19 protein-coding genes are annotated in these 21,638 nt (G+C 40.9%); 11 read left to right on the forward strand and 8 right to left on the reverse strand.

What is annotated here, in order from left to right:
* The first annotated feature begins 224 nt into the window (after positions 1-224).
* The 8 genes from ACYQ2C_RS04255 to ACYQ2C_RS04290 all read left to right on the forward strand — a co-directional run bounded on the left by ACYQ2C_RS04255 (position 225) and on the right by ACYQ2C_RS04290 (position 7,896).
* On the forward strand, positions 225-1,607 hold the full coding sequence (locus ACYQ2C_RS04255) for a dipeptidase (protein WP_460099919.1): 1,383 nt from the start codon (positions 225-227) through the stop codon (positions 1,605-1,607).
* Positions 1,608-1,711: 104 nt separating this feature from the next.
* Entirely contained in the window at positions 1,712-2,425 is a 714-nt protein-coding gene (locus tag ACYQ2C_RS04260) for a YebC/PmpR family DNA-binding transcriptional regulator (protein ID WP_460051085.1), read from the forward strand.
* A 1,070-nt stretch (positions 2,426-3,495) separates the two neighbouring features.
* Positions 3,496-4,263 carry an oxygen-binding di-iron domain-containing protein gene (locus ACYQ2C_RS04265; protein WP_460051087.1) on the forward strand — a complete coding sequence of 256 codons (768 nt, stop codon included), beginning with the start codon at positions 3,496-3,498 and terminating at the stop codon, positions 4,261-4,263.
* Positions 4,264-5,302: 1,039 nt separating this feature from the next.
* On the forward strand, positions 5,303-5,593 hold the full coding sequence (locus tag ACYQ2C_RS04270) for a hypothetical protein (RefSeq protein WP_460099915.1): 291 nt from the start codon (positions 5,303-5,305) through the stop codon (positions 5,591-5,593).
* On the forward strand, positions 5,590-6,057 hold the full coding sequence (locus tag ACYQ2C_RS04275; protein WP_460099912.1) for a DUF3106 domain-containing protein: 468 nt from the start codon (positions 5,590-5,592) through the stop codon (positions 6,055-6,057). Before ACYQ2C_RS04270 ends, ACYQ2C_RS04275 begins: the two co-directional genes overlap by 4 nt.
* A gap of 10 nt (positions 6,058-6,067) precedes the next feature.
* Positions 6,068-6,916, forward strand: coding sequence for a hypothetical protein (locus ACYQ2C_RS04280; protein WP_460099909.1), 849 nt, complete (start codon positions 6,068-6,070; stop codon positions 6,914-6,916).
* Between the two features lie 12 nt (positions 6,917-6,928).
* Positions 6,929-7,471, forward strand: a complete 543-nt coding sequence (locus tag ACYQ2C_RS04285) for an RNA polymerase sigma factor (protein WP_460099906.1) — start codon at positions 6,929-6,931, stop codon at positions 7,469-7,471.
* On the forward strand, positions 7,468-7,896 hold the full coding sequence (locus tag ACYQ2C_RS04290; protein ID WP_460099903.1) for a DUF3619 family protein: 429 nt from the start codon (positions 7,468-7,470) through the stop codon (positions 7,894-7,896). The genes ACYQ2C_RS04285 and ACYQ2C_RS04290 overlap by 4 nt, the downstream gene beginning before the upstream one ends.
* Before the next feature lie 599 nt (positions 7,897-8,495).
* On the opposite strand, the gene ACYQ2C_RS04295 is transcribed toward ACYQ2C_RS04290, so the two are convergent.
* From ACYQ2C_RS04295 to ACYQ2C_RS04310, 4 genes are all read right to left on the reverse strand, one after another.
* Complete coding sequence (locus tag ACYQ2C_RS04295) at positions 8,496-8,810, reverse strand: ArsR/SmtB family transcription factor (protein ID WP_460051098.1); 315 nt, start codon at positions 8,808-8,810, stop codon at positions 8,496-8,498.
* Between the two features lie 262 nt (positions 8,811-9,072).
* Complete coding sequence (locus tag ACYQ2C_RS04300; protein ID WP_460051100.1) at positions 9,073-10,386, reverse strand: hypothetical protein; 1,314 nt, start codon at positions 10,384-10,386, stop codon at positions 9,073-9,075.
* Positions 10,387-10,398: 12 nt separating this feature from the next.
* Positions 10,399-11,223, reverse strand: a complete 825-nt coding sequence (locus ACYQ2C_RS04305) for an outer membrane lipoprotein-sorting protein (protein WP_460099898.1) — start codon at positions 11,221-11,223, stop codon at positions 10,399-10,401.
* A gap of 52 nt (positions 11,224-11,275) precedes the next feature.
* Positions 11,276-13,885, reverse strand: coding sequence for an efflux RND transporter permease subunit (locus ACYQ2C_RS04310; RefSeq protein WP_460099895.1), 2,610 nt, complete (start codon positions 13,883-13,885; stop codon positions 11,276-11,278).
* A 324-nt stretch (positions 13,886-14,209) separates the two neighbouring features.
* On the opposite strand from ACYQ2C_RS04310, the gene ACYQ2C_RS04315 reads away from it, so the two are divergent.
* Together ACYQ2C_RS04315 and ACYQ2C_RS04320 are read left to right on the forward strand one after the other, a co-directional pair.
* Positions 14,210-14,539 (forward strand): low molecular weight protein tyrosine phosphatase family protein, encoded by a 330-nt coding sequence (locus tag ACYQ2C_RS04315; protein WP_460099892.1) that lies wholly within the window; start codon positions 14,210-14,212, stop codon positions 14,537-14,539.
* A gap of 135 nt (positions 14,540-14,674) precedes the next feature.
* Positions 14,675-15,325 (forward strand): hypothetical protein, encoded by a 651-nt coding sequence (locus ACYQ2C_RS04320; protein ID WP_460099889.1) that lies wholly within the window; start codon positions 14,675-14,677, stop codon positions 15,323-15,325.
* A gap of 175 nt (positions 15,326-15,500) precedes the next feature.
* On the opposite strand, the gene ACYQ2C_RS04325 is transcribed toward ACYQ2C_RS04320, so the two are convergent.
* Together ACYQ2C_RS04325 and ACYQ2C_RS04330 are read right to left on the reverse strand one after the other, a co-directional pair.
* On the reverse strand, positions 15,501-17,681 hold the full coding sequence (locus ACYQ2C_RS04325) for a TonB-dependent receptor (protein WP_460099885.1): 2,181 nt from the start codon (positions 17,679-17,681) through the stop codon (positions 15,501-15,503).
* 541 nt (positions 17,682-18,222) lie between these two features.
* Positions 18,223-18,846 (reverse strand): CGNR zinc finger domain-containing protein, encoded by a 624-nt coding sequence (locus ACYQ2C_RS04330; protein WP_460051111.1) that lies wholly within the window; start codon positions 18,844-18,846, stop codon positions 18,223-18,225.
* A 205-nt stretch (positions 18,847-19,051) separates the two neighbouring features.
* On the opposite strand from ACYQ2C_RS04330, the gene ACYQ2C_RS04335 reads away from it, so the two are divergent.
* Positions 19,052-19,675: an FMN-dependent NADH-azoreductase gene (locus ACYQ2C_RS04335; RefSeq protein WP_460051113.1), complete on the forward strand. Its 624-nt coding sequence runs from the start codon at positions 19,052-19,054 to the stop codon at positions 19,673-19,675.
* Positions 19,676-19,858: 183 nt separating this feature from the next.
* Here the strand turns inward: ACYQ2C_RS04335 and ACYQ2C_RS04340 are convergent, their stop codons facing one another.
* Positions 19,859-20,269, reverse strand: coding sequence for a DUF2750 domain-containing protein (locus tag ACYQ2C_RS04340; protein WP_460051115.1), 411 nt, complete (start codon positions 20,267-20,269; stop codon positions 19,859-19,861).
* A 352-nt stretch (positions 20,270-20,621) separates the two neighbouring features.
* Positions 20,622-21,488 (reverse strand): alpha/beta hydrolase family protein, encoded by an 867-nt coding sequence (locus ACYQ2C_RS04345; protein WP_460099881.1) that lies wholly within the window; start codon positions 21,486-21,488, stop codon positions 20,622-20,624.
* Between the last annotated feature and the right edge of the window lie 150 nt (positions 21,489-21,638).

Here is a 21,638-nt window from a genome sequence, read left to right on the forward strand (position 1 = left end):
GAGGCCAGAAATTGACAATGTAATTATTAATTTCTTTATAATTTCAATCACTTATAGTTTCTTCAATTGGCAACACATTCTTGTCTTGCTGGAAATTCTAGGTTAGCCAGAGTTTCCTGTTCTCAACGTGGTTGTGCAAATTTGGTTTAAACATACTTGAGTGCATAGGCACTAGGTGTTTTGGCGATCAATAAATGTTTGTTAAGCAATAAAAAGAGGCTTTGATGAAATCTACATCGGTTATTTTCCCCCAGTTTTTAGCCTCAAATCCGCTTTCGGGCTCGAAGAAATTATTAGGCCCAAAAAAGTTGTTGGCGATGTGCATTGTTGGCGCGGCATTATTGGGTTGTGATGCCAAACAACCGGCGTCTGAAGAAAATGTCCAACAAACGAATTCATCTGAACAAACTGTTTCTGAACCAAAAAGTGTTTCTGAATCGGCCGCTGATGCTGCCGACATTTCACAACTGCACCAGTCTTTACTGACTATTGATACGCACATTGATATTCCCATTACCCTTGGACTTGATGACGCAGATCCTCGCGAACTAAGCCCCATGCAGGTTGATCTGCCTAAGGCGCGGTCTGGTGGTTTGGATGCGGGCTTTTTGATTGTGTATGTGGCCCAAGGGCCGGTGTCTGAACAAGGTTATGCAACCGCGTACGAAGAAGCCCAGCAGAAGTTTACCGCGATTGAGCGCATGGTTGCGAACAGCCCCAACGATGTCGCTTTGGTGAGAAATCCAGAGGAGCTAAAAGCGGCCGTGGCCGACGGTAAGTTTGCGGTTGCCGTTGGTGTTGAGAATGCGTTTTCTCTTGGTTCTAACTACGAGCATTTAAAAGAATTCTACGATCGCGGCGCCAGATACATCTCTTTAACACATTTCGGTCACAACGATTTTGGCGATAGTTCTGGCCCCAAAGGCGAACAAGAAGGTGTTGCCGAACCTGTTAACCACGGTTTGAGTGAGAAGGGTAGAGCGCTTATTGCGGCGATGAATCGCTGGAGAATTATGGTGGATGTTTCCCATACTTCAAAAGAAAGTACGCTTGCAGCGGCGGAATTCTCACGCACTCCGGTCATTGCTTCGCACTCTGGCGTAAAAGCTCTGTTTGATCATCCGCGCAATCTATCCGATGAAGAAATTAAAACCATCGCTAAGTACGATGGCGTAATTCAGCTGGTAGCTTTTGATAGCTATTTACGCGCGCTTCCCGATGAAGCCAAAGCAGAGATCGAAGCTATTAAAGCCAAAATGGGTTTTGAGGGTGCCGATTGGTACAAAAAAGTCACCCAAACCCAAATGGGTGAATTCCGAAACGCGGTAGCGGCTTTAAACGCGCAATGGCCAAGAGCTACCATAAAAACCTTTGTTGATCACATTGAGTACGTTATTAAGCTTGTTGGCATTGATCACGCCGGTATTGCCTCTGATTTTGGTGGTGGTGGCGGTATTGAAGGTTGGGACGACATCAGCCAAAGCGCGGCAATCACCGAAGAGCTTGTCAACCGTGGTTACAGCAAAGAAGACATCGAAAAAATCTGGAGCGGCAACCTATTACGAGTGTGGAGTAAGGTCGAGGCCTACGGTAAAGCTCAACAATAATCCATAAAATCGCTATTGATTTAAAATCTGACTAATAAGATGGGTTCACTAATTTGCGGCCTGAAGTTAAAATCGCCAACTTTTAGAAGATCGACGAGGACGCAATGGGCAGAGCCTATCAAAACCGAAAAGAGTCAATGGCGAAAACCTCCGATGCGAAAGCGAAGGTTTACAGTAAATACGGCCGTGAAATCTATGTGTGCGCAAAAGCGGGCGGCGTTGAGCCAGACGGGAACCTAACACTTCGCGGCCTAATTGATCGCGCAAAAAAAGACCAAGTACCCGGTCACGTTATTGAAAAAGCACTGGACAAAGCCCGAGGTGGGGCTGGCGAAGACTTTTCATCGGCTCGCTACGAAGGTTTTGGTCCCGGTGGCATCATGGTAATCGTTGACTGCCTAACCGATAACCCCAATCGAACCTTTGGTGATGTGCGCCAATGCTTTACCAAGTGCAAAGCAAAAATCGGTACCCAAGGTACTGTTGGTCACAGTTTTGATCACAGTGGCGTTTTTGTGTTTTCCGGTGAAGAAGAAGCAACCCTAGAAGCGTTGATGGAAGCCGATGTAGAAGTTACAGACATCGAATCCGAAGACGGAAAAGTTAGTGTGTTTGTTCCTCATACCGAGTACGCCAAAGCGCGCTCCGCGTTAACCGAAGCGTTTGGTGACATCGATTTTGATGTCGACGAAATCCAATTCGTACCGCACGAGCGTTCCGCCATCGAAGGCGAAGATTTGGAAATGTTCGAGAAGTTTATCGATATGCTGAACTTCGTTGACGACGTCCAAAACGTTTATCACAACGCGGAATATTAAGACGCCTTGTAATCTCGCTAAATTGAATCAACAATAGATTCTGTTTAGAAACCTCTGATTAACTCAGCTTTGATTTAATCAGAGGCGGATTCTGTAAGCTCAGATCTGCCCGGCAATTACAATCGTTTATCAACGTTGACGACATGTCTTTGTATTGATGGCGACTTTCAGGAAACTCAGAGTTTCCGTAAGAATCCTCCTCGTATAATTCGAATAAATTTTTATATCTCCTATCTCAATTACACTTCTTTGCTATATTTATATTGTTAAATTAATTTTTTCTAATTCACTAGTCTTTGCATTAATAACTAGATTATTAAATGTATCTATAATTTAAAATTATTCAGTCTAAATAAGATAAGATAAATCTTTAACGTTACATTGAATTTAATTTAACAAGCCCAGTTTCTATTACGTAATTGATTATTTTAGAGTTTTCTTGATAGCGAACTTAAATCGGTTTAAAAGTTTTTGTAGTCAAGTTTTTGAGCAAAAATTGACGTTAATCGTATTTTTCAAAAAATTTGATTAATTTGGCGGAAAAATTATCAGTTAGTATTCACTTTGATTAAATCGGTTCCAAAAAGCAGTAAAGTTTTGACGATAATTCGATCACATTTGTTTTAAATCAAAAAAATGGTGAGTTTGTACAACAAACAATAATTCGCACGTATTATTTTAATCGAGACAAATATTTGCCTTAATTAAATGTGTACACCTGAGTTTATGTTGGTGTTTAAGAAAATTTTTGTCACATTTCTTTTTCTAATGTTCTACAATTCCAACCCCGAAAAAATAGGCTGTTATATTTTCGGGCTATCGGTAATGTTCGCGGGTTGATTTTATTTACAACAATGAGCAAGCTTTTAAATACATAATTAACATCGTTTTTAGCGGTTTTATGTATTTGTTTTTCCGCCGATGTTTAAATTCTTAAATGCCTAACCTTTGTAGAAAGGTCGAGCAAATAGCAAGAATCGTTTTTATGCATCCTTCCTTTAAGATGCTTCTATTTATATTTTTTCTATCAAATTGGCAGGCTGTGTTTTTGAAACAGGTGGTGGAGAGTTATGTCTGAACGAGTGGTTAGAGTTTATGATCAAGACGAGCATGTATGCTTGTTCGTTACTGGCCTCGTTGACGGTGAGGGAATTCCAAGTAACCAGTTAGTGATTGTGGATCATGGCGAAGCGTCTTTATTTGATCCAGGTGGTGATTTAACTTATACCCCGTTATCTATTGAGTTAAGCAAACATATTTCACTGAAAACCTTGAAGTTAATTTTTGCGTCTCACCAAGATCCCGATATTATTTCGTCTTTGCCACGTTGGTTAATGCACACAGACTGCCAGGTGGTAACCTCGCGTTTGTGGGCACGATTCTTACCACACTTGGTGTCTGGTTTCGTATCTGGAAAAATGAATAAATCTTTAATCGATAGAATGATTGAGCTTCCAGACAAAGGCGCCAAAATTCCATTAGGAAAAACCCACATACAAGCGGTTCCAGCGCATTTTCTACATTCTGTGGGTAATTTCCATTTTTACGATCCTATCTCTAAGATTTTATTCTCGGGCGATGTGGGTGCTGCGGTAACACCGGGACAAGATCATATGGCGGTGACTAATTTCGCAGAGCATGTACCGTTAATGGAAGGATTTCATCGACGTTATATGGCCTCTAACAAAGCCTGTCGAGCATGGGTAGATCGTGTTAGAAATCTAGACATCGAAATGATTTTGCCTCAACACGGCAAGCCTTTTGTTGGTAAAGACCAAGTCAGACAATTCTTGAATTGGTTTGAGCAGCTTGAGTGCGGCGTTGATTTAATGATGTAAGTTTCTGGTTTTATGCGTATTCGAACCTCTGATTAATTCCTTCACGATTTAATCAGAGGACAGAAATCGAAAAATGCGAATTTTAATTTCTTCAAAATTCCAATTACTTATCGTTCTTGAAATTGACGACACATCTTTTTCGCATTGAACTTAATGTATTGAACGAGTTGCATTGAAAATTCTAGGTTTGTCGGAGTTTTCTATTTTTAAGACGATCAACCAACAACTGCTGTTTTAATCGTCTTGTTTTCAAGTTTCCTCTCCTGTTATTTTTCCGATCTCATTATTAGAAAAACCTCATATTTAATCTTTATCATCAGATTGATTCTATTGATCTCGTTGGCATTCGCCTACCGCCAACGCTGATTTGCCCGAGCTTTATGGTATACAAGAACGGATACGTTGACGTCGATTCCTGCGAGTCATTAAGAGATTGAGCAAATCAGAAAGCGTATTTTCCAAAGCCCTGCTATGAGCTCTTCAGTTAGACGTGGATCATGGTGTAGATGTGGCTGATTGCCTTTCAAGCCGCCGCTCATCATCCCACTGATAATTGTGAGGCTATGTTGCTGGTCGTGTGGCTGTATTACTTACTGGTTGAGTGACTGTATTGCCGATTGCGTGATTGGCATGGTTAACTGTCTGACAGGTAGATGACCTGCATTTACAATAAAAATGCATTTTAAATAAATCATTAGGGGTTTTTAACGCAAATGGTTTTTGGGTAAAAGCGTCAGAATTATTTGAAGCAGAGAAAACGGTCGCTTACTAAAGCTTTAGGAAACTCTGATTAACCTAGAGTTTCTCGCGACACAAGGATGTGTCGCCAACTTCAAGAACTGTAAGTGATTGAAATTGTGAAGAAATTGGAAATCACATTTTCAATTTCTGCCCTCTGATTAAATCAAGGATGAGTTAATCAGAGGTTCCTTTAAGTTACGAACACGGAAAGACTGCAAGAGTCGACCATCAAAACAGTCCATTTCCAGTAGGTTATTCAGGTGCATATCATCTTAGATTGGATCGCTAGGTTTTATACATGACAGACAGAAAAAAACGGCACATGCAGGTAGTTAACGCACTCTTGTGCTTGTCGCTGACACCATTACCCGTATGGGCGGATGATTCTGACAGTGAGGTAAAAACTTCAGAGTCTTTGTCAACCAAGGCGCCGTCGCAGGCGTTATTGGAGTTTTTAGCAGACTTCTCCGGTACCGACGACCTAACTTTCAACGTAATTTTGTACCACGGCTTGGAAGACTACGAAAAGCAACAAGCTGAGCCTCAAGCTGAGGCAGACTCGACACCGCAGGGCAGTAAAGAACCATGACTATTTATCGTTTATTGCAACCGTTGTATGGCTTATGTTTGTGTGCCTTAGTGTTCACCGCAAACCAAGCACAGGCGCAGAGCTGGGCCGAGCTCAACGAGCAACAACAGACCGCTCTCGCGGCAGTACAAGAGCAGTGGCAGAGTTTTTCACCGGAACAAAAGCAGCGCCTTTTAAAAGGAGCATCTATTTGGCAGCAAATGACGCCACAGGAGCGTACACAAGCGCAAGAACGACGCGAATTGTGGCAAAGCTTGAGCGAACCGCAACGGCAAGCCGTGCGCGAACGCTTTGAAAAATTTCAAGCATTACCCGAGCGCGATCGAGAAAAAATTCGCAAGCAGTTTCATCGATTTCAATCGCTACCACCCGAAAAACGTGAAGCACTTAAACAGCGTTTTAAAAGCTTGTCGCCACAACAACGACAAGAGCTTTTTCAGAAACTAAAGAATCGTCGTCAATAGGAATTGTATTATGCGCTACCGCCTTTTATGGCTGTGTTTATTGCCGGGGTTGTGCTGGGCCGACGACGAATGGTTGGGTTCGGACGCAAAACACAACGATATTACCCTGCGAATTGGCTCAGACTCCGAAGACCAGCGCTTGTATGCCGCAGATTTAGTCCTTGAATTGCCCGGTTATCACTTATTTGAGGCGAGCTACAGTGAGTCTGAATTCGACCTTGCTCAGCAATCCGAACACAGCGAAAGAACCTACCTCAGATTTAGCACCGACCCCTTAAAAACTTGGGGATTTGGCCTCGACTACACAACAACCAAGTCCGACAGTTCGGTTGAAACGGAAGATGTTGGTGTTAGCCTTCGTTATTTTCCCGGTTCTTGGTCTGCCGAGCTCGGCGTTTCAATTGGAACTGTCACCAGTGAGGGTGTGCTGCGACGATTCCAGCGCTCACCCAGTCGCAGTCGAGAATTTGATCGCACCGGTTATCAATTGCGCTTTGTTCGCTATTGGAATAATTTCAGTGCGAGTATTGACGGTATTGTTTACGACTACGACGAAGAGTTTCCAGAGAATCTAGCACAGCGACAATTTGTGTTGCTGGTTGCTCAGCAAAACCTTTCTGGACTGTTTGATTTAGTCGACTGGCAAGTGAGCGCTGGTGCTCAATACGTATTGGGTGATTGGGGCTTATTTTCACAGGTTTCCCAATATCAATTTGCCATCGTCGAAGAACAAGAAACCAGCATTACTCTTGGCGCTGACTACGCGCTGTCAGATGCCTGGACTATGGGTGCATTGGGTTCGTCGTCAATTGATGAATCCATTGTGTATGGAGAACTATCACTGCGTTATCAATGGTAAAGGACTGATATCGTGAGTGCTCGCCATAGCCCCTTAGATGCTTTTTTCCAAGCCGTACAAAGCCGTGCCTTTGTTACGGCAAAACTTGCCGTCAGTAACGAAGATGATGCGTTAGATATCGTGCAAGAATCGATGCTAAAAATGGTAAAAAGTTATCGCGATACTGATCCAGAACTCTGGGGTGGTCTTTTCCAACGTATATTGCAAAACACCATTCGCGATTGGTATCGACGTCAAAAGGTTCGTAAAGTGATGTTCTGGTGGCAGCAGCACGAGGTAAGTGAAGAAGAGTTAGATATAGATGAAGGTTCAACTCAGCAAAGCACACCGGTTCAATCTTTGGCAGATACACAATATAAAAAGCACATTTTAACCGCGTTGAAAAAACTGCCCAAACGTCAGCAACAAGCCTTTGTTTTGAGAGCCTGGTGGGAACATAACACCGAAGAAACTGCCGAAATTATGGGCTGTAGTCAAGGCAGCGTAAAAACACACTTCTCTAGAGCCTTATCGGCATTACAAGATCAGCTCGCGCACTTAGGGAGCGACTTATGAAATCTCCAAAAAATCCGTTTGATAAAACTTCTGACGCGGAAAAAGAATTAACTAAAAAAGTTTCTAGCGTACTTGATCAAGAAGCAGAGGCTCTTCCAGCACACATTCAGGTGCGACTTAATGTCGCACGTAATGCGGCGTTGAACTTTAAACAGGATAAATCCAGCCGTGAGTTTTTTGGATTTCTATCAAACAACTCTTGGGCAGTCGGTGTAACAGCTTTTGCGGCTATGTTTGTGGTTGCCGTGGCTGCGGTATTTAACTCATCAAGCAGTCTAGACGACTCCAGCCAGCTAGTGGATGAATTGAATTTAGTGGTTGTAAATGAGGATCTTCCTTTATTACAAGAAGATTTAGAGTTTTACGTATGGCTGCAAGAACAGGACGTAAGTGATCTTGACGATAGTTCAAAAAATTCCGGTTAATTAAAATAGAAACGTTAAGTCATTTTTATAATTATTGAAAAATGCTATTAGAAGACGTTAAAAAAACAATTTATGTCGGGCAAAGTTTGTTCAAATATAAAGCTAATTATTACAAACTGCTTACCGAAAAGAATTTTTTTGTGGTTTTTTGTGAAGTTTAATCTATTGCGAAAAACCGAAATTAGAAAATTACTTGTTGTTCGATTTATTGCAGGCTAATAAATGTTGGTGTTCGTTAATTTAAGATAAGTTAAAGCACGAGTAGGTTTGTTGCTGCTGTGAGAATAACTGTTTTTAAACATAAATAAATTATGTGAATCAGCAACCGATCTATTTTTAGGCAATCGCGCAACGTTAAAATAAAGAGTGTTAAAAACTTCTATTTTTACCTTAAAAATCAATCAGGTGTTATTTCTTTCAGTAAAAATAGAAGCTGCGAATTTATTAAAGAAGACTCGGAGCAACCCTGAGTTTCTAGCAATGTAAGGACGTGCCGCCAACTTCAATAACAATAAGTGATTGAAGTTGCGAAGAAATTGAAAGTTATGTTTGCAATTTCTGCCCTCTGATTAAATCGCAGAAGAGTTAATCAACTGTTCTTATAGATCCGGACAGAACTTGTCCTTTAAGATCATCATGATTTTTTCGATATCGGGATCATTAAGAGAATAATAAACGGTTTGGGCAACTTTACGATTTTTAACAAGGCCTTGTTTTCTAAGCACGGACAAATGCTGTGAAAACGACGACTGACTTAAATCGAAGGGTTCATGTAGTTGACCGACGTTCATTTCTCCCTCTGCCAAGCGGCATAAAATGAGCAGTCGATATTCGTTAGCCAAAGATCGTAGAAATTCGGCAGCTTTTGCCGCATCTTCCTCAGGTAGTTTTGGCATTTCTTTTGGCATTTCCATCACACTTTACCTGTCTGGTATTGAGTTTAACAAGCTTCCTATATTTTATGGGTTATATGAAGACCGTTATATTTTTATATTGATTTTAGCCCTTGCTTTTTGTTCATTTTTTGCAGCTATCAATGCGCAATAAAAGATATTTATTAAGTTAAGCTAGTGTTTAAATCAATAATTGTCTATCTTCACTCTAATATAGTCCCCGAAGTTATATTAACACCATTTTCATAAAAATCATCATTGTGGCGCCAATTTTAACCCTTTGTTAAAAGCTCAATCTCAATCTTAGATACGCATTTTTATTGTCCGTGAGTTGACCAAAAAAAGTATCTTCAGCTGCGCCATCAAACCAATTCATTCCTAGAGTAAAAAGCCAGCGATCATTCGGTCGATAACTGGATTGAATTCGCCAGTAAGTGTCTTCATCTGAGGGAGAATAGAAGGTAAAAAGTGAAAAACGAAGTTTTTCATTGGCGTTACGCCAGCTCAAACGAACTGTTGTCAGTGTGCGATTTTCTTCGGGTTCAAATTGTGGCTGTGCAGAAAAACGAATCAAATTATCGTAATTTAATGTTCGTTCTAGATAAATCTGAGCCGAGCCGGTTAGACGAGTAAATAACTCCCGTTCATAGCCCAGTAAAAATCGCCATTGACTGTTACTGATGAGCGGATTTCTTCCCGAGGAATCGTCAAGACTTCTTAAATAAGAGGTTTCAATATTCACCAAACCATTTTGCCAGGGAGACCTTGCAGAAAACCCAACGCTTCTAAGACGAGAAAACGTCAGTTCACCGTCGTCATCAACGGCATTGGGGCTTTTAAAAAAACCGTCGTAGAAATAGGCTGCAAGTTCGGTACTGTTCAGAGTTTTATAGATACGAACAGCGATTTCATCGTCATTGGGGGCGTCTGCTAGAAACTTCGGCGCGTCTATATTACCAATTTGCGGATTAAAAAAAGAATAATAATCACCTGTTAGGTAATTGTCAGAATCGAACTCAGGTACCCAGACGAGATCAATATTTAATGCAGAAAAGTAGCCTGACAACTTCACCGAGTCAGACGGAGCTTTTAAATATTCGTCGTCGCGTCCCGAAAAAAACGACTGCCAATCCTTTGGAAAAAAATCATTCAAAAATAGAAAATCGCCGGTGCCCCACGTTAATATTTGTCGTCCCGCCTTTAGATCAAAACTATTGAATGAATAGCTAGCCGTTAAATCACGAAAGTCACCGCGAAGATCACCTAAAACATGATCGTAGTAACTATCTGATTTAACCGAAAAAAGTACATCATTAAAATCAAACTTAGTTTCTAAACGCAAACGTATATCGGCGGCGCTGGTATCCGAATGAAACTCCGATTCGGTGATTCTCTGTCCAGCAAGTATTTCTCCAAATCCGGTAATTCTAAATGCGTTCGAATTTGCCTCTGGAGTTTCTTCGAGCCAATCATCGTCGTTCCATAAATCGTCTGTTTCGGTTGCTTGTTGAGCATTCACCGAAAAAGATAAAGACGAAATAAAAAAAATGAGCGTCCTTGCTCGATAGGACGCCTTTGTCAGCGTTAGAGGAAGCATAGTATTTAAATCCTAATTGGTAATTTTTAACCAATCTCTAGGTGGTGTACGTAAACTGCGTTCAGAAAAAATATCGTTAGGCAAGCCAAGGTTGTAATCGACAAATCGAAATTGCATTTCAGTAGCGCCGCCGTTTAACACATCTTCAACACGTGAGTGAACAACGGTTGGTATGCCTTCGATTTCTTCTACTTTAACGGCGCTTACTTTTCGGTACAGGCGATCTTTGGAATCGTAAAAATCTACTTCTAAGGGAATTTTCGTTGCTTTATCGATGTTCACAAAATAATGATCAAACTCCACCGTAGACGGATCTTTGGGTGTGCCTTTAATACGATAGCTAGATTCTAATTCTTCCACCAATTCATAGTCGTCGAGTTCAGTGTTTCGGCCAGAGACATCTTCGTAAAAAAAGTGCGAACCCACAAAAGACGTTCTCTTATCTCCGGCAGAAATTCGTTTCACTAAATCGAGACCCGGCAAATACAACCAACGATCGTCGTCGGTCTGGGTATGCTTTACGACTCTAAAAACGGTATCGCGGACATCGGCAGGGCGTGAAAAAAAAACCATGAGTTCTTGGTCTTTACCATCTTCAATATCTTTTCTTAAGATAATAAATTGTCGAATTTGCGAATTACCGTTGGCATCAACGATCACCATGCGCGCCATTGATCGACCGTCATCGCCGGCGTAATAGGAGGCGAGTTCAGACTCTTTAACAATTTTACGTACGTCGATATCGGATTGAGCGTACACAGGTGATAATGCGAGAGACGACAAATAAATTCCGGTACTCAATGCCAATGCTTTTTTTACAGTATTTATGAATTGCATATTGATACACCTATAAAACGTTATTCTTACAGTGAATGTATGGACGAGCTTTTTAAGAAAGAACTCGTTTATGTATGGGTGCCACTAAATTGGGAATCATAATTAGGGTGACGACAGCCGAAATTGTCATAATGCTTGCCAATAAAACGCCCACCGTAATGTAAGGAACCAGCGGTGCGAATAACAACGGTGTAAAACCAATGGCAATGACAATGGCATTTCTGGTTATGGCTCGTCCGGGTTCTTCGAACATGGCTTTTAAGGTTTCTTGCCAATCTTGTTTGATCGCATAAATGGCTTTTAGGCGCTCGATAAAGTGAATGGCGAAATCCACTGAAATACCTAAGGTAAGCGCTGATAAAACGGCAATTGGCATGTCGTAGTCTTTACCGATAATTCCTATTACACCGTAAATTAATGCAATGGATAACGTCAGAGGCATCATGGCAATCACACCGAAAATAATCGAGCGGAATAAAATCGCCATAATAATAAATACAGTTACAAACGCACTGGCAAGACTGGCAAACATGCCAGAGACCATTTTTTCTTGCCAAATTAAATTGATGTACGCCTTACCCGCCCACTGATAACTCATTCCTTCGGGCAAAGGATTTTTGGCAATGTAATTTTTAACCTCAGCAACAACAGCGCTCATGTCTTTGTTATCGCCACTGGTTAATTGCAACCACACCAAACTTTGATCATAGCTTTTATTCACAAAGTGCCATAGATCCTGAGGGCGATGGGACGATTGATACTGTAATAAGGTTTGGGCTACAGCGTTTGCACTGTTGGGTATGGTAAAGTCTTCGTCGTTACCAGAACGTAATTCGCGATTTACCGTCATCACCACATCGCTTAGGCTGTTGGACTTGCCAACCAATCCCGTTGTTTGTAGATGTTCTTGCAAGGTTTTTAAATAATTAAGCGATTCTGGTTGCAAAAATAATTGACCAGAACTGTTCAGAGTTTCTAATTGCGACAGTAAATCTGCCGCTTGGGCCGAAGATTCTGCATCAGAACTGGTAAAACTGTAATCATCCAACGCAATCATTAAACTATTGGTAATGTTTTGAATGTTATTTGCATCCAGGCTCGAATATTCACCCAACGATTTTTCAATAATTGCTCTTAATTCTCCATCAGCAGTAGTTTGAGTTAAAGCGGAATTCAGTATGGTTGTTATTTTTTGGTCAGATGCATTGGATTTTTCAAAAATTAAATAAGCGTCGTAGGTTCCGGCAAAATGATTGTTTAGTACCTTGTCGGCTATTCGAATTTCGTGCGACGGCTTAAACCATCGCACAGGATTGTCGTTAATCTGAATTTTGCTAATGCCATACGCTGACACACCGCCGAGTACTATTAAGGTCAACAACCAAAACGGACGATGTGACACGGCCATCTGACCAAATTTTCTTACCGAGTTAGCAACTGCGGAGTTTTCGGAGTCGGTATGGGTTTCGGCAAGATTTTGTAGAGTTTTATTGCTTAGGCTGCAAAGGTAAGCGGGTAAAAATAAAATAGTCAGTGCAAATGCTACCAATATTCCAGAACCAATAAACACACCGAATACTTGTACTGGGGGAATTGGGGTTAAATACAGAGAGTAAAAACCGACCGCTGACGTTACCGAAGTATAAAGCATGGGTTGAAATAATTTACCGATTACCTCAGAAATTACCTCGGACGGATTTTTTCCTGGTCTGAAGCTGTCGGAGAATTCCGACAACACGTGTACCGAGTCAACAACCGCAATTGGCATTAAAAAGATCGCAATCATCGACGACATGATATGCACAGAGAATCCACAAGCGATCAAAGCACCCATGGTAATAATCACTGTCGCCATGGCAATAATCATGGGTGCAGTAATAAAGGCGATATTTCTAAAAAATACCCACAATAAAATAAAAATAACTAAACCCGCTAAAGGCGCAGAAATTGCCATTTGCACAAACATTTCGTGGCCGAATTGATCTTCAGCAACCGGTAGACCGGTAATGTGCCATTGATCGTTGGCATTACTGTTTACATTATTATTGATGTATTCTTTTATTTTCTCTGAAACTTGATAACTAAAATCTTTTTCAGTTAGAGGAACATAAATTATTGCCGCCTGACCGTCGTTTGAAACTAGCGTGTTTTTAAGAGTTGGTAATCTATTTACCGATGCTTGAATTTTTTGTGCTTGCTCAAGAGAGTCTGGTGGTGTTGCCATCATCCATTCGAAGCGAATGGTACCCGGCCCGGCTTGGGTAATATTATCTGCGGTCGACAGAGATAAGATATCTTCGTGAACAACTTCATCCAAACCATCGATAAAATCGGTAACGGCGGCTAATTTCGCCAAAGTGTCCGGCTGATATATCGATTGCTCATTTACCAACCCAACCACTAACGAATCATGCATGGCAAAGGTTTGTTTTACCTGATTATGGAACATGCGCGCAGGATCGGATGCTGGCAACATGTTTTCTGGGTCGGTATCGGTCATAATTTTGGGGAACTGTGCCAGAAAAACAATGACAACTACCGCTAATATCCAAAAAATTGACTTTTTGCGGGCGATAGAAAATTTTGCTATCGATAACGCCCGAGATTGTTCGTGTGGCGGCGTCGAGTTGGGTGTGGGCAGGTCGTTTTGAATGTGATTCACGGTAGCTCTCTCTTATCGGTAAAAGCTAATTAAGATAAAAACGATTATATGTGGTGAGACAGAGACTGTCACCTAAAAGTTTCATAAAGGAGAGGGCGGTCACAAGGTAGAGATTATGCGTTTTTTAAAACAAAATGGACGATAGTGAGATTAATAGGTCGATCAACAAACCTAATATGAAAACCTCTAATTAGCTTATTCTTGTGTGTAATAAATTCTGGGTTTGGCAAAATTTTCTTTAAAACAACCGAAACATAAAGATGATCTGTTCATGAATCAGTAACAGATACGGAAAAATTTTGAGTGTTAAATGAGTATTCTTAAATGACAAATTTTTTATTTATTTGCAGTCGCAATCAATGGCGAAGCCCAACCGCCGAAACGATTTTTAAAAAACGTTCTGGAGTTCAAGTTCGATCGGCCGGTACCAGCCCAAAAGCAAAAAGAACGGTAAATGCATCGGATATCGGCTGGGCGGATATTATCTTTGTTATGGAGAAGAAACATAAAAATAGATTAGTCGCGCAATTTCCAAAAATGCTTAATCACAAGCCACTTTATATTCTCGATATTCCAGACGAATACCAATATATGAATGCTGAATTAATTATTGAGTTAGAAGATAAGGTTAATACTGTTCTCGGAAATATCTAAATTACCGAGGTTTGTTATCGAGTGAAATATATAAGCAATTAAATGCCCTAGTATTTCGTAATGCGTTAGGGATATTATGTGGCGTCATATAAGTGACTCTTGATAACACTTTAGTTTATAGGAAATAGATTAGGTATGTTAAAAGTTTCTAAATATTACGCTGTTGCAATTGGTTTGTTGATTGCAGGGTGTGCGCCGATGGATGAAAAGCGTAAAGCGCTTGAAAATAGCCTTGCTCCTGAAGAGCGTGCTTATTTAATAGGAAAGTTTTCTACGCAATGCTTTAGTAATTCAACGAAAACAAAATGTACACAAACATTTAACTTGATAGATGTTCATTACAAGAGTACTAACGGTGATGGTTTTATTGATAGTTTGTCTTCTACTCACGGTGGTATCAGAAATAACTCTATTTACGACGAAATAAAACCCGAGTTTGAAGAGAAAAGCTTTTATTTTTGCCGAGTTTTGCCTGAGGGAGAGTATGCATTTTATGACCTTCGTTATTGGAATTTTGCTGGTGGTGGTAGTGGTTATTCCATGAAGAAGGCAGATCATTACAATGTCTCATTTAATTTAAAATCACAAACGGTAACCAATATCGATCAGCTAAAAGTAACTACAAATCAAGGTCTTCCAGGGTATTTAGAGTTAAGGCCGCTCAGTGAAGAGGAAGTGCAGCTGGCTTTAGATAAATGTCCAGCAGAGGCAAAAAATAAACCTTTGGTTAATGCGCAGTTATGGTCTAAAACTTATCCGTCATCTTTTGTCAAAAGCGTTCCTTGAAAATTAATCGGAACTTATTTTTTAAAGTAAACTCGGGTCATATTCTTCCTGAATTGGTCCGAGAGAGATCTCAACGTTATAATTACCAATATTTCTGCAGTTTTTATTTTCTAGAATTACTGGAGTTGCTAACACATCCTTGTGTCGCTGGAAACTCTAGGTATATCCGAGTCTTTTATAAATTAAACGAAGCAGAAAGCAAAACGGTTCTTGGATTTCCCAGCACTAGGTAGTTTGCACCGGGAAAACCTCCAACAGATGCCCAATAATCTTCGTTAAATACGTTTTCTATACGTAAGCTGAATTGGGTATTTTTACCGAGAATATTGGTTTGATATCGGGTGCCTAAATCCAAACGATTCCAGCCGTCTACCTCTAGGGTGTTGGCTGCATCGGCGTATTGGCTGGAGGTATAAACAAATCGGCCATCAATACTGAGTTGATTATTTAGCGCATGTTCTAAATTAATATTAAATTGATGGTTAGGAATACCAACGGCGTCTTTACCTTCTACACTTGAGTCTTGAGTATCTTTTTGATCGGCATCGGTGTAGGTGTATCCGCCGACAATTTTTGTATTGGCATTTAATTGACCAAAAATACTTAACTCAACACCGGTATTGACTTGCTTACCGTTTTCACCAAAGCGATTATTTTCAACAAAAAATACAGGTTGATCGATTTGGTAAAGGCTTACAGATCCGCCAATGGTTTGGTAATCAAATTTAAAACCAATTTCGAATTGTTCCGATACTGAAGGCTCAAACACTTCGCCAGAATTGATAACGGCTTCGCCGCCACTCACGGTAGGTGCCGTTTCTCCTGCCGATAAGCTTTCTGCGTAATTAGCGTATAAAGAAATTTCGGGTAACGCTTTATACACAATACCTACAACCGGCGTGGTTTTGCTTTCGTCGTAGCTAGATGTACGAGCACCGGTGGTATTATCAAAAGCGTTTACTTTTAATGTTTGACTACGCAAACCCAAGGTTAACAGCGTTTTTTCATCGGGTAGGGTAATAATATCGGCAATCGCATAGCTGAAGGTATCGTTATCTTCGGTAACTCGTGGGTTTTTTAAATCACCACCCAAAAAGAAATCCGCTGGTGGTATTTCTACGGTAAATGGATTATTTAAATCGCCACTAAAACCGGCAAAATTTGAAAATGCAAATGCATTTTTTGATTCCAGTGAATAGCGACTCACTGAGGTAATTAAACGATGTGCAACATCGCCGGTATTAAATTCAAAACGAATACCAGCATCGGAAGAAATAATAGTATCTTCACGGGTGTTATCAAATCGGAAGAAAGTTGTTGAACCGTCGGCAAAAGCGCTTGGGTTTGCTAATACATTTTCTTCTTCACCGTCGCGGCCACCAATGGCTGCCCATGCGGTAATATTGTCTTGAATATCAAACTCGCCTCTGAATACACCGAATAATTGTTTCTCGTCGGTGAAAGTCCAGGGTTGGGCAAAATTGCTGTCGGCATCGGGTGTATCAGGAATTTCACCCAATGGCGTAACGCTTGGGCGTGGCGCATCAATATGATGATCTTGATAACCCAAATCCGCGGTAAAACGATAGCGATCACCAGAGTGATCAAAACTGATCGACAGCGCATTCAACTCTCTTTCTTGATCTTCTATAGACGTTTCGCCATCGCGACGCACACCGCTAATGCGTAAGCCGCTGTTTTCGTTATTGCCAAATCGCACGCTGGTATCAAAGGCCGCTGAGTATTGGCTCGGAGCTTCCAGTCCTAGGCTGATTCGAGAGCTGTTATCGCTGGCGCGTTTGGGTACCAGATTTACCGCGCCGCCGGTCGCGCTGCCACCGGGTGCAGCACCGTTGATGAATGAGTTAGCACCGCGAAAGACTTCGACACGCTCAACCAGTTCGGCAGCGACAAACTGACGAGGCAAGACACCGTACAGGCCGTTAAAGGTCATATCGTCGGAGAACACCGGAAACCCGCGAATAATGTATACCTCTTGAAAGTTGCCGAAACCGCGGGCCGGACGCACGCTGGGATCGTTTTGCACAACATCGGCGATACTGCGAGATTGTTGGTTGTGAATAAGCTCTTCTGTGTAGGCCGTAGAGCTGAATGGTGCGTTAAGTAGATCAAGGTTACCTAAGATGCCTGCGCGGCTGCCGCGGGCGACTTGTCCGCCTGCGTAGGGACGTGTTTGGTAGATCTGTGAGCCATCGGCCTCAACAATAACTTCTTCGATGATCTTCGAGTCTTGTTCGGCAAACGATAGCGGTGCTAGGGCGACACCGACAGCGAATGCCAGCAGATTGAAGGGGAGAGAGAGCGTTGTGCCTAAAACCGATGGCGACCGTGTCATTACTTGCACCTAAATTTGCATAGTTTGAAATTAGGCGGGATCTTATGACAACTTGTATCAAATAAAAAGACTTCTCATTTGTATTTGATATTTATTTACACTAACAATAGAGACAAATTACAAGAGACTCTGATTAGCCTAGAGTTTCCAACAACACCAGAATGTGTCGCCAATTTCAAGAACGGTAAGTGATTAAAATTGTGAAAAAATTGGAAATCGTATTTTACGTTTCTGTCGTCTGATTAAATCATGGCTGAGTTAATCAGAGATTCTTAGAGAATTTATGCGTGCTTGAAACCGGTTTTCTGAATTTAAACGAGCATGTAATTAGAAATTAATGACTAAAAATAGATAGGAGTGAGCTTTTAAAGACAATTTTGAAGATAGTTATAAGAAGAGGAGCTCAGTGTTCGAATATTGAATTCGATATTGAAAATTTATGGATGCAATTAGTTTTTGGAAAATCTCGACTGAACTCCTAGTATCAGCGAGTTCCAGTCGGGGAATTAATTCGCAGAACCAAAATGGTTTTGGCGCGAATTTATGGCTGTTGCTTTTTAGCTCTGTAAGCGGCGGCTTTGGCGCGGTTGCCGCAAACGGCCATAGAGCACCAGCGGCGTTTATGGTTTTTACTGATGTCTAAAAACCACAAGGTGCAGGTTGGGCCTTCACAATTTTTAATTAAGCCAAAATCAGACTCGCAAATTAAGCGACCCATTTCGCTGGCAACAGCGGCAAGTAGATCGTCAGCCTTATGCCAGTGGCGAATCTCATGGAATTCAAAACCACTGTGGGCGTCTTCGCTAATGCCTACCTGATGATATAAACGATCGCCGCGCAGTAAATCGTTTAAGGGTTTTAACTCTTTCAACACGTTGGCAGTTACTTCTTTACCTGCGTATTTTTTAATAAAACCCCGAAACCATTCACGCATATTGCGCGCACGTTCGGCCGCGTCATCAAGCTCCGCGTTAGAGAGTTTGTTATAGATCGTGTCGCGCTCTTCATCCGAAATTAATTCGGCGTGATGGAGCCAACTTACCAAATCATCCCCGTTTTCGAGCCATTCGATATCGTCACCCCATGGCGCGCAAATCGAGTTTAAAAAATCCAAAGCTGTGTTATCGGCGACAAGAAACGGATCTGGGCGTTGTAATTCGTTCAAGACCTTGTCCTCACATTTATACGATCTTGTAAACATAACCTGTCAATTGCGTATTGACAAGTTATCTTTTGTTTGGGTAACCTTTCAAGTTAAGTATTGATAGTTACTATATCGACGTTGGCTTTTCCAAGAAATGCCCAACAATGCTTTGATGTCTGTATAAAACCTAAAATTGCTGAATAGCTCTCATTGGAGAATTCGAACCATGGCTAAGTTGTTACACATTGTTGCGTCACCGCGCTCAGAATCATCACAATCTAACAAAATCGCAAACGCATACGTTGCTGCTCGTAAAGCACAAGATCCAAGTTTAGTAGTGCAAACTCTAGACCTTTGGGCATGTGATCTTCCTGAATTTGATGGCGATAAAGCTGCTGCGAAGATGACTTTCTTCGGTGTTGGCGAGATGGACGGTCAGCGTCAAACTGCCTGGGATAAAGTCGTTGAAGTAACGCAAAACTTCATTGATGCTGATGAATATGTATTTGCAGTTCCAATGTGGAACGGCGGCGTTCCATACAAACTCAAGCAATACATCGATATCATTACTCAACCAGGTTTAACCTTCGGTTTCACTCCAGATGACGGTTACTTCGGTTTATTAAGCAACAAAAAAGCCGCAGTATTTTATAGTTCTGGTGTATTTGCTCCTGGTGTTGATGCTAAATACGGTAGCGACTATCACTCAACCTACCTAAACTGGTGGTTAAACGTTGTTGGTATTACCGATATCGGTACCGTTCGTTTCCAACCTTCTTTGGTAACTGCTGATCCGCAAGGCGATTTAGAGCAAGCCATTGAGCGTGCCAAAGAATTAGCGGCGTCTTAATCGTTTTCATCTCTAACGATTAATGCCATAAAAATACCACCTTCGGGTGGTATTTTTTTGTCGTTAAACAGGCATTAATATTTTTGGTAATTTTCTATAACTGTGAGTTTGCAAAAGTGGTACAGGTGTCTCTGATTAATTCAGGCAAAAACTAAGCAAATACTTTCGTGTTCGGTCATCTCTTTAACCATCCATCCGGTACTCACCGGCGTCGATCATTCCGGTTAAAATACTCAACAACTGATGAGGTGAAATAATACAGCCTGCTTTTGTCGCGCTTGGCATAATTTCAACAGAAACATCTTCTTCTATTAGCATTTCAAGCGTGTGATACAAAAAGTCTTCCAAAGACTCAGCCTGAGGCTTTATGTCGGTATCGCTAGTATTTAACGCTTCTGTCGCAAATTTGTTGTAGGGCCACACCGGCATAACTTGGCTGCCGTCGGCGAGGGTTTTAAAAATCCATTCTGTGCCGTCGTCTAAACCCCAAACTTCTTCCGTTTCAAATACCCGCGTTAAAAAATATTCCAACTGTTGCTGATCGCTAAATTCAACACTACCCAAGTATTCATTCTGATAAGGCGCATAACGCATAACATTCTCCTAAGAACCTGTACGGATAGATCACAAGCCAGACTATTTTGAAAACGATAGTTGTCGTCGTATTGAATTCATTCAATTACCTACAATCAGCAAGAAGCGATCCATTCAATGACGCTGATAAATCAATTACTTAGGGTCTGTATTTCAGAAGAATATCGTTCAAAAAGGGATCTGATTGTCGGATTTACGACAAGAGAAAATGATTTTATAAAAAGATCTATAGACGGTTTTTAACGGTTTAAAACCGATTGATTGATAAGAAGGGTTGCAGATGAGAATGTAGAATGATATCAAAAAATTCTGATTAAACGGTGGTAGTGTTGATTAAAACTTTATAGGGTCTTTATTTTTGAATAAATCGCTCGATTTCTTCCAATACAGACGACCAAAAAAAATCTTTCAGTTTGGGTTTGAAGTAATCGAAGTGATCAATTTTGCCTAACGCTTTGTTTTCCACTTTAACGATATTAATGGCCTTTGAGCTTTTAACATGCTTCCAAAAGTTATGTGTATTTGTCTCGTTCGAGATAGGATCGTCCGGTGAATAAAAAACGGTAATGGGAAAATCGATATTTTTATAACAATCGTTGGGAATCGTTTTTCCGTAAAATTCGTCGTCAAAAAAATAATCTTCTTTTGAACACCAGTCACGCCACTCTATGGCGACACCTTTGGGTAGATCTTCCATCAAGCCAAATTGTTTATTGGCTAAATAGCCTTTTAACAAAATGCTAATTGGGCCAAATAAATAAAAAAAGAAATAGGCTTTTATTCGGTAAGCCAAAGGCATGTTGAGAAGATAACCGGACGAGACTGCAATATTTATCGCACCGTCAACATTATTTAAATTATTCATTAAGCCGATTTGTTGTCCACCAGTGCTGTGCGCAACAAAGATAAACGGTAAAGCTGGGTATTGAGATTTCAAAAAACGTTTTATGGCATCCATATCTTTTGAGCCATAATCGGAATACCGATAATCACAGGTATTTAATCGGCTGGGTGCAGACTCACCACTGTCGCGATAATTCCAGAGGCAAACAATGTGATTGTGCTCGGCTAAAAATGTTAAAAATCGTAAATAAAACTCTTTTTTTACCGCAGTTCCGCAATTAAATTGAATGATAGACTTGGGGTTTTCGGGTATTAGAAGAATACCTTTAAGCACCACGCCATCATCACAGGTGGTTTCAAACTCTTGTTTTGTCATGGCGTATTTCTTTGTTTATTATTGGCGAGTATTTCTTCGCAATTATTTTAAGGGACAAGTCTACACCTTGTTTTGTGTCTTTTTCTTGTACGTTTTCGTGCAACTTTAATAACAAAAAAATTCTTTTAGTGTGTTTGCGAACAACACAAT

Source organism: Sessilibacter sp. MAH3 (genome assembly GCF_054658275.1).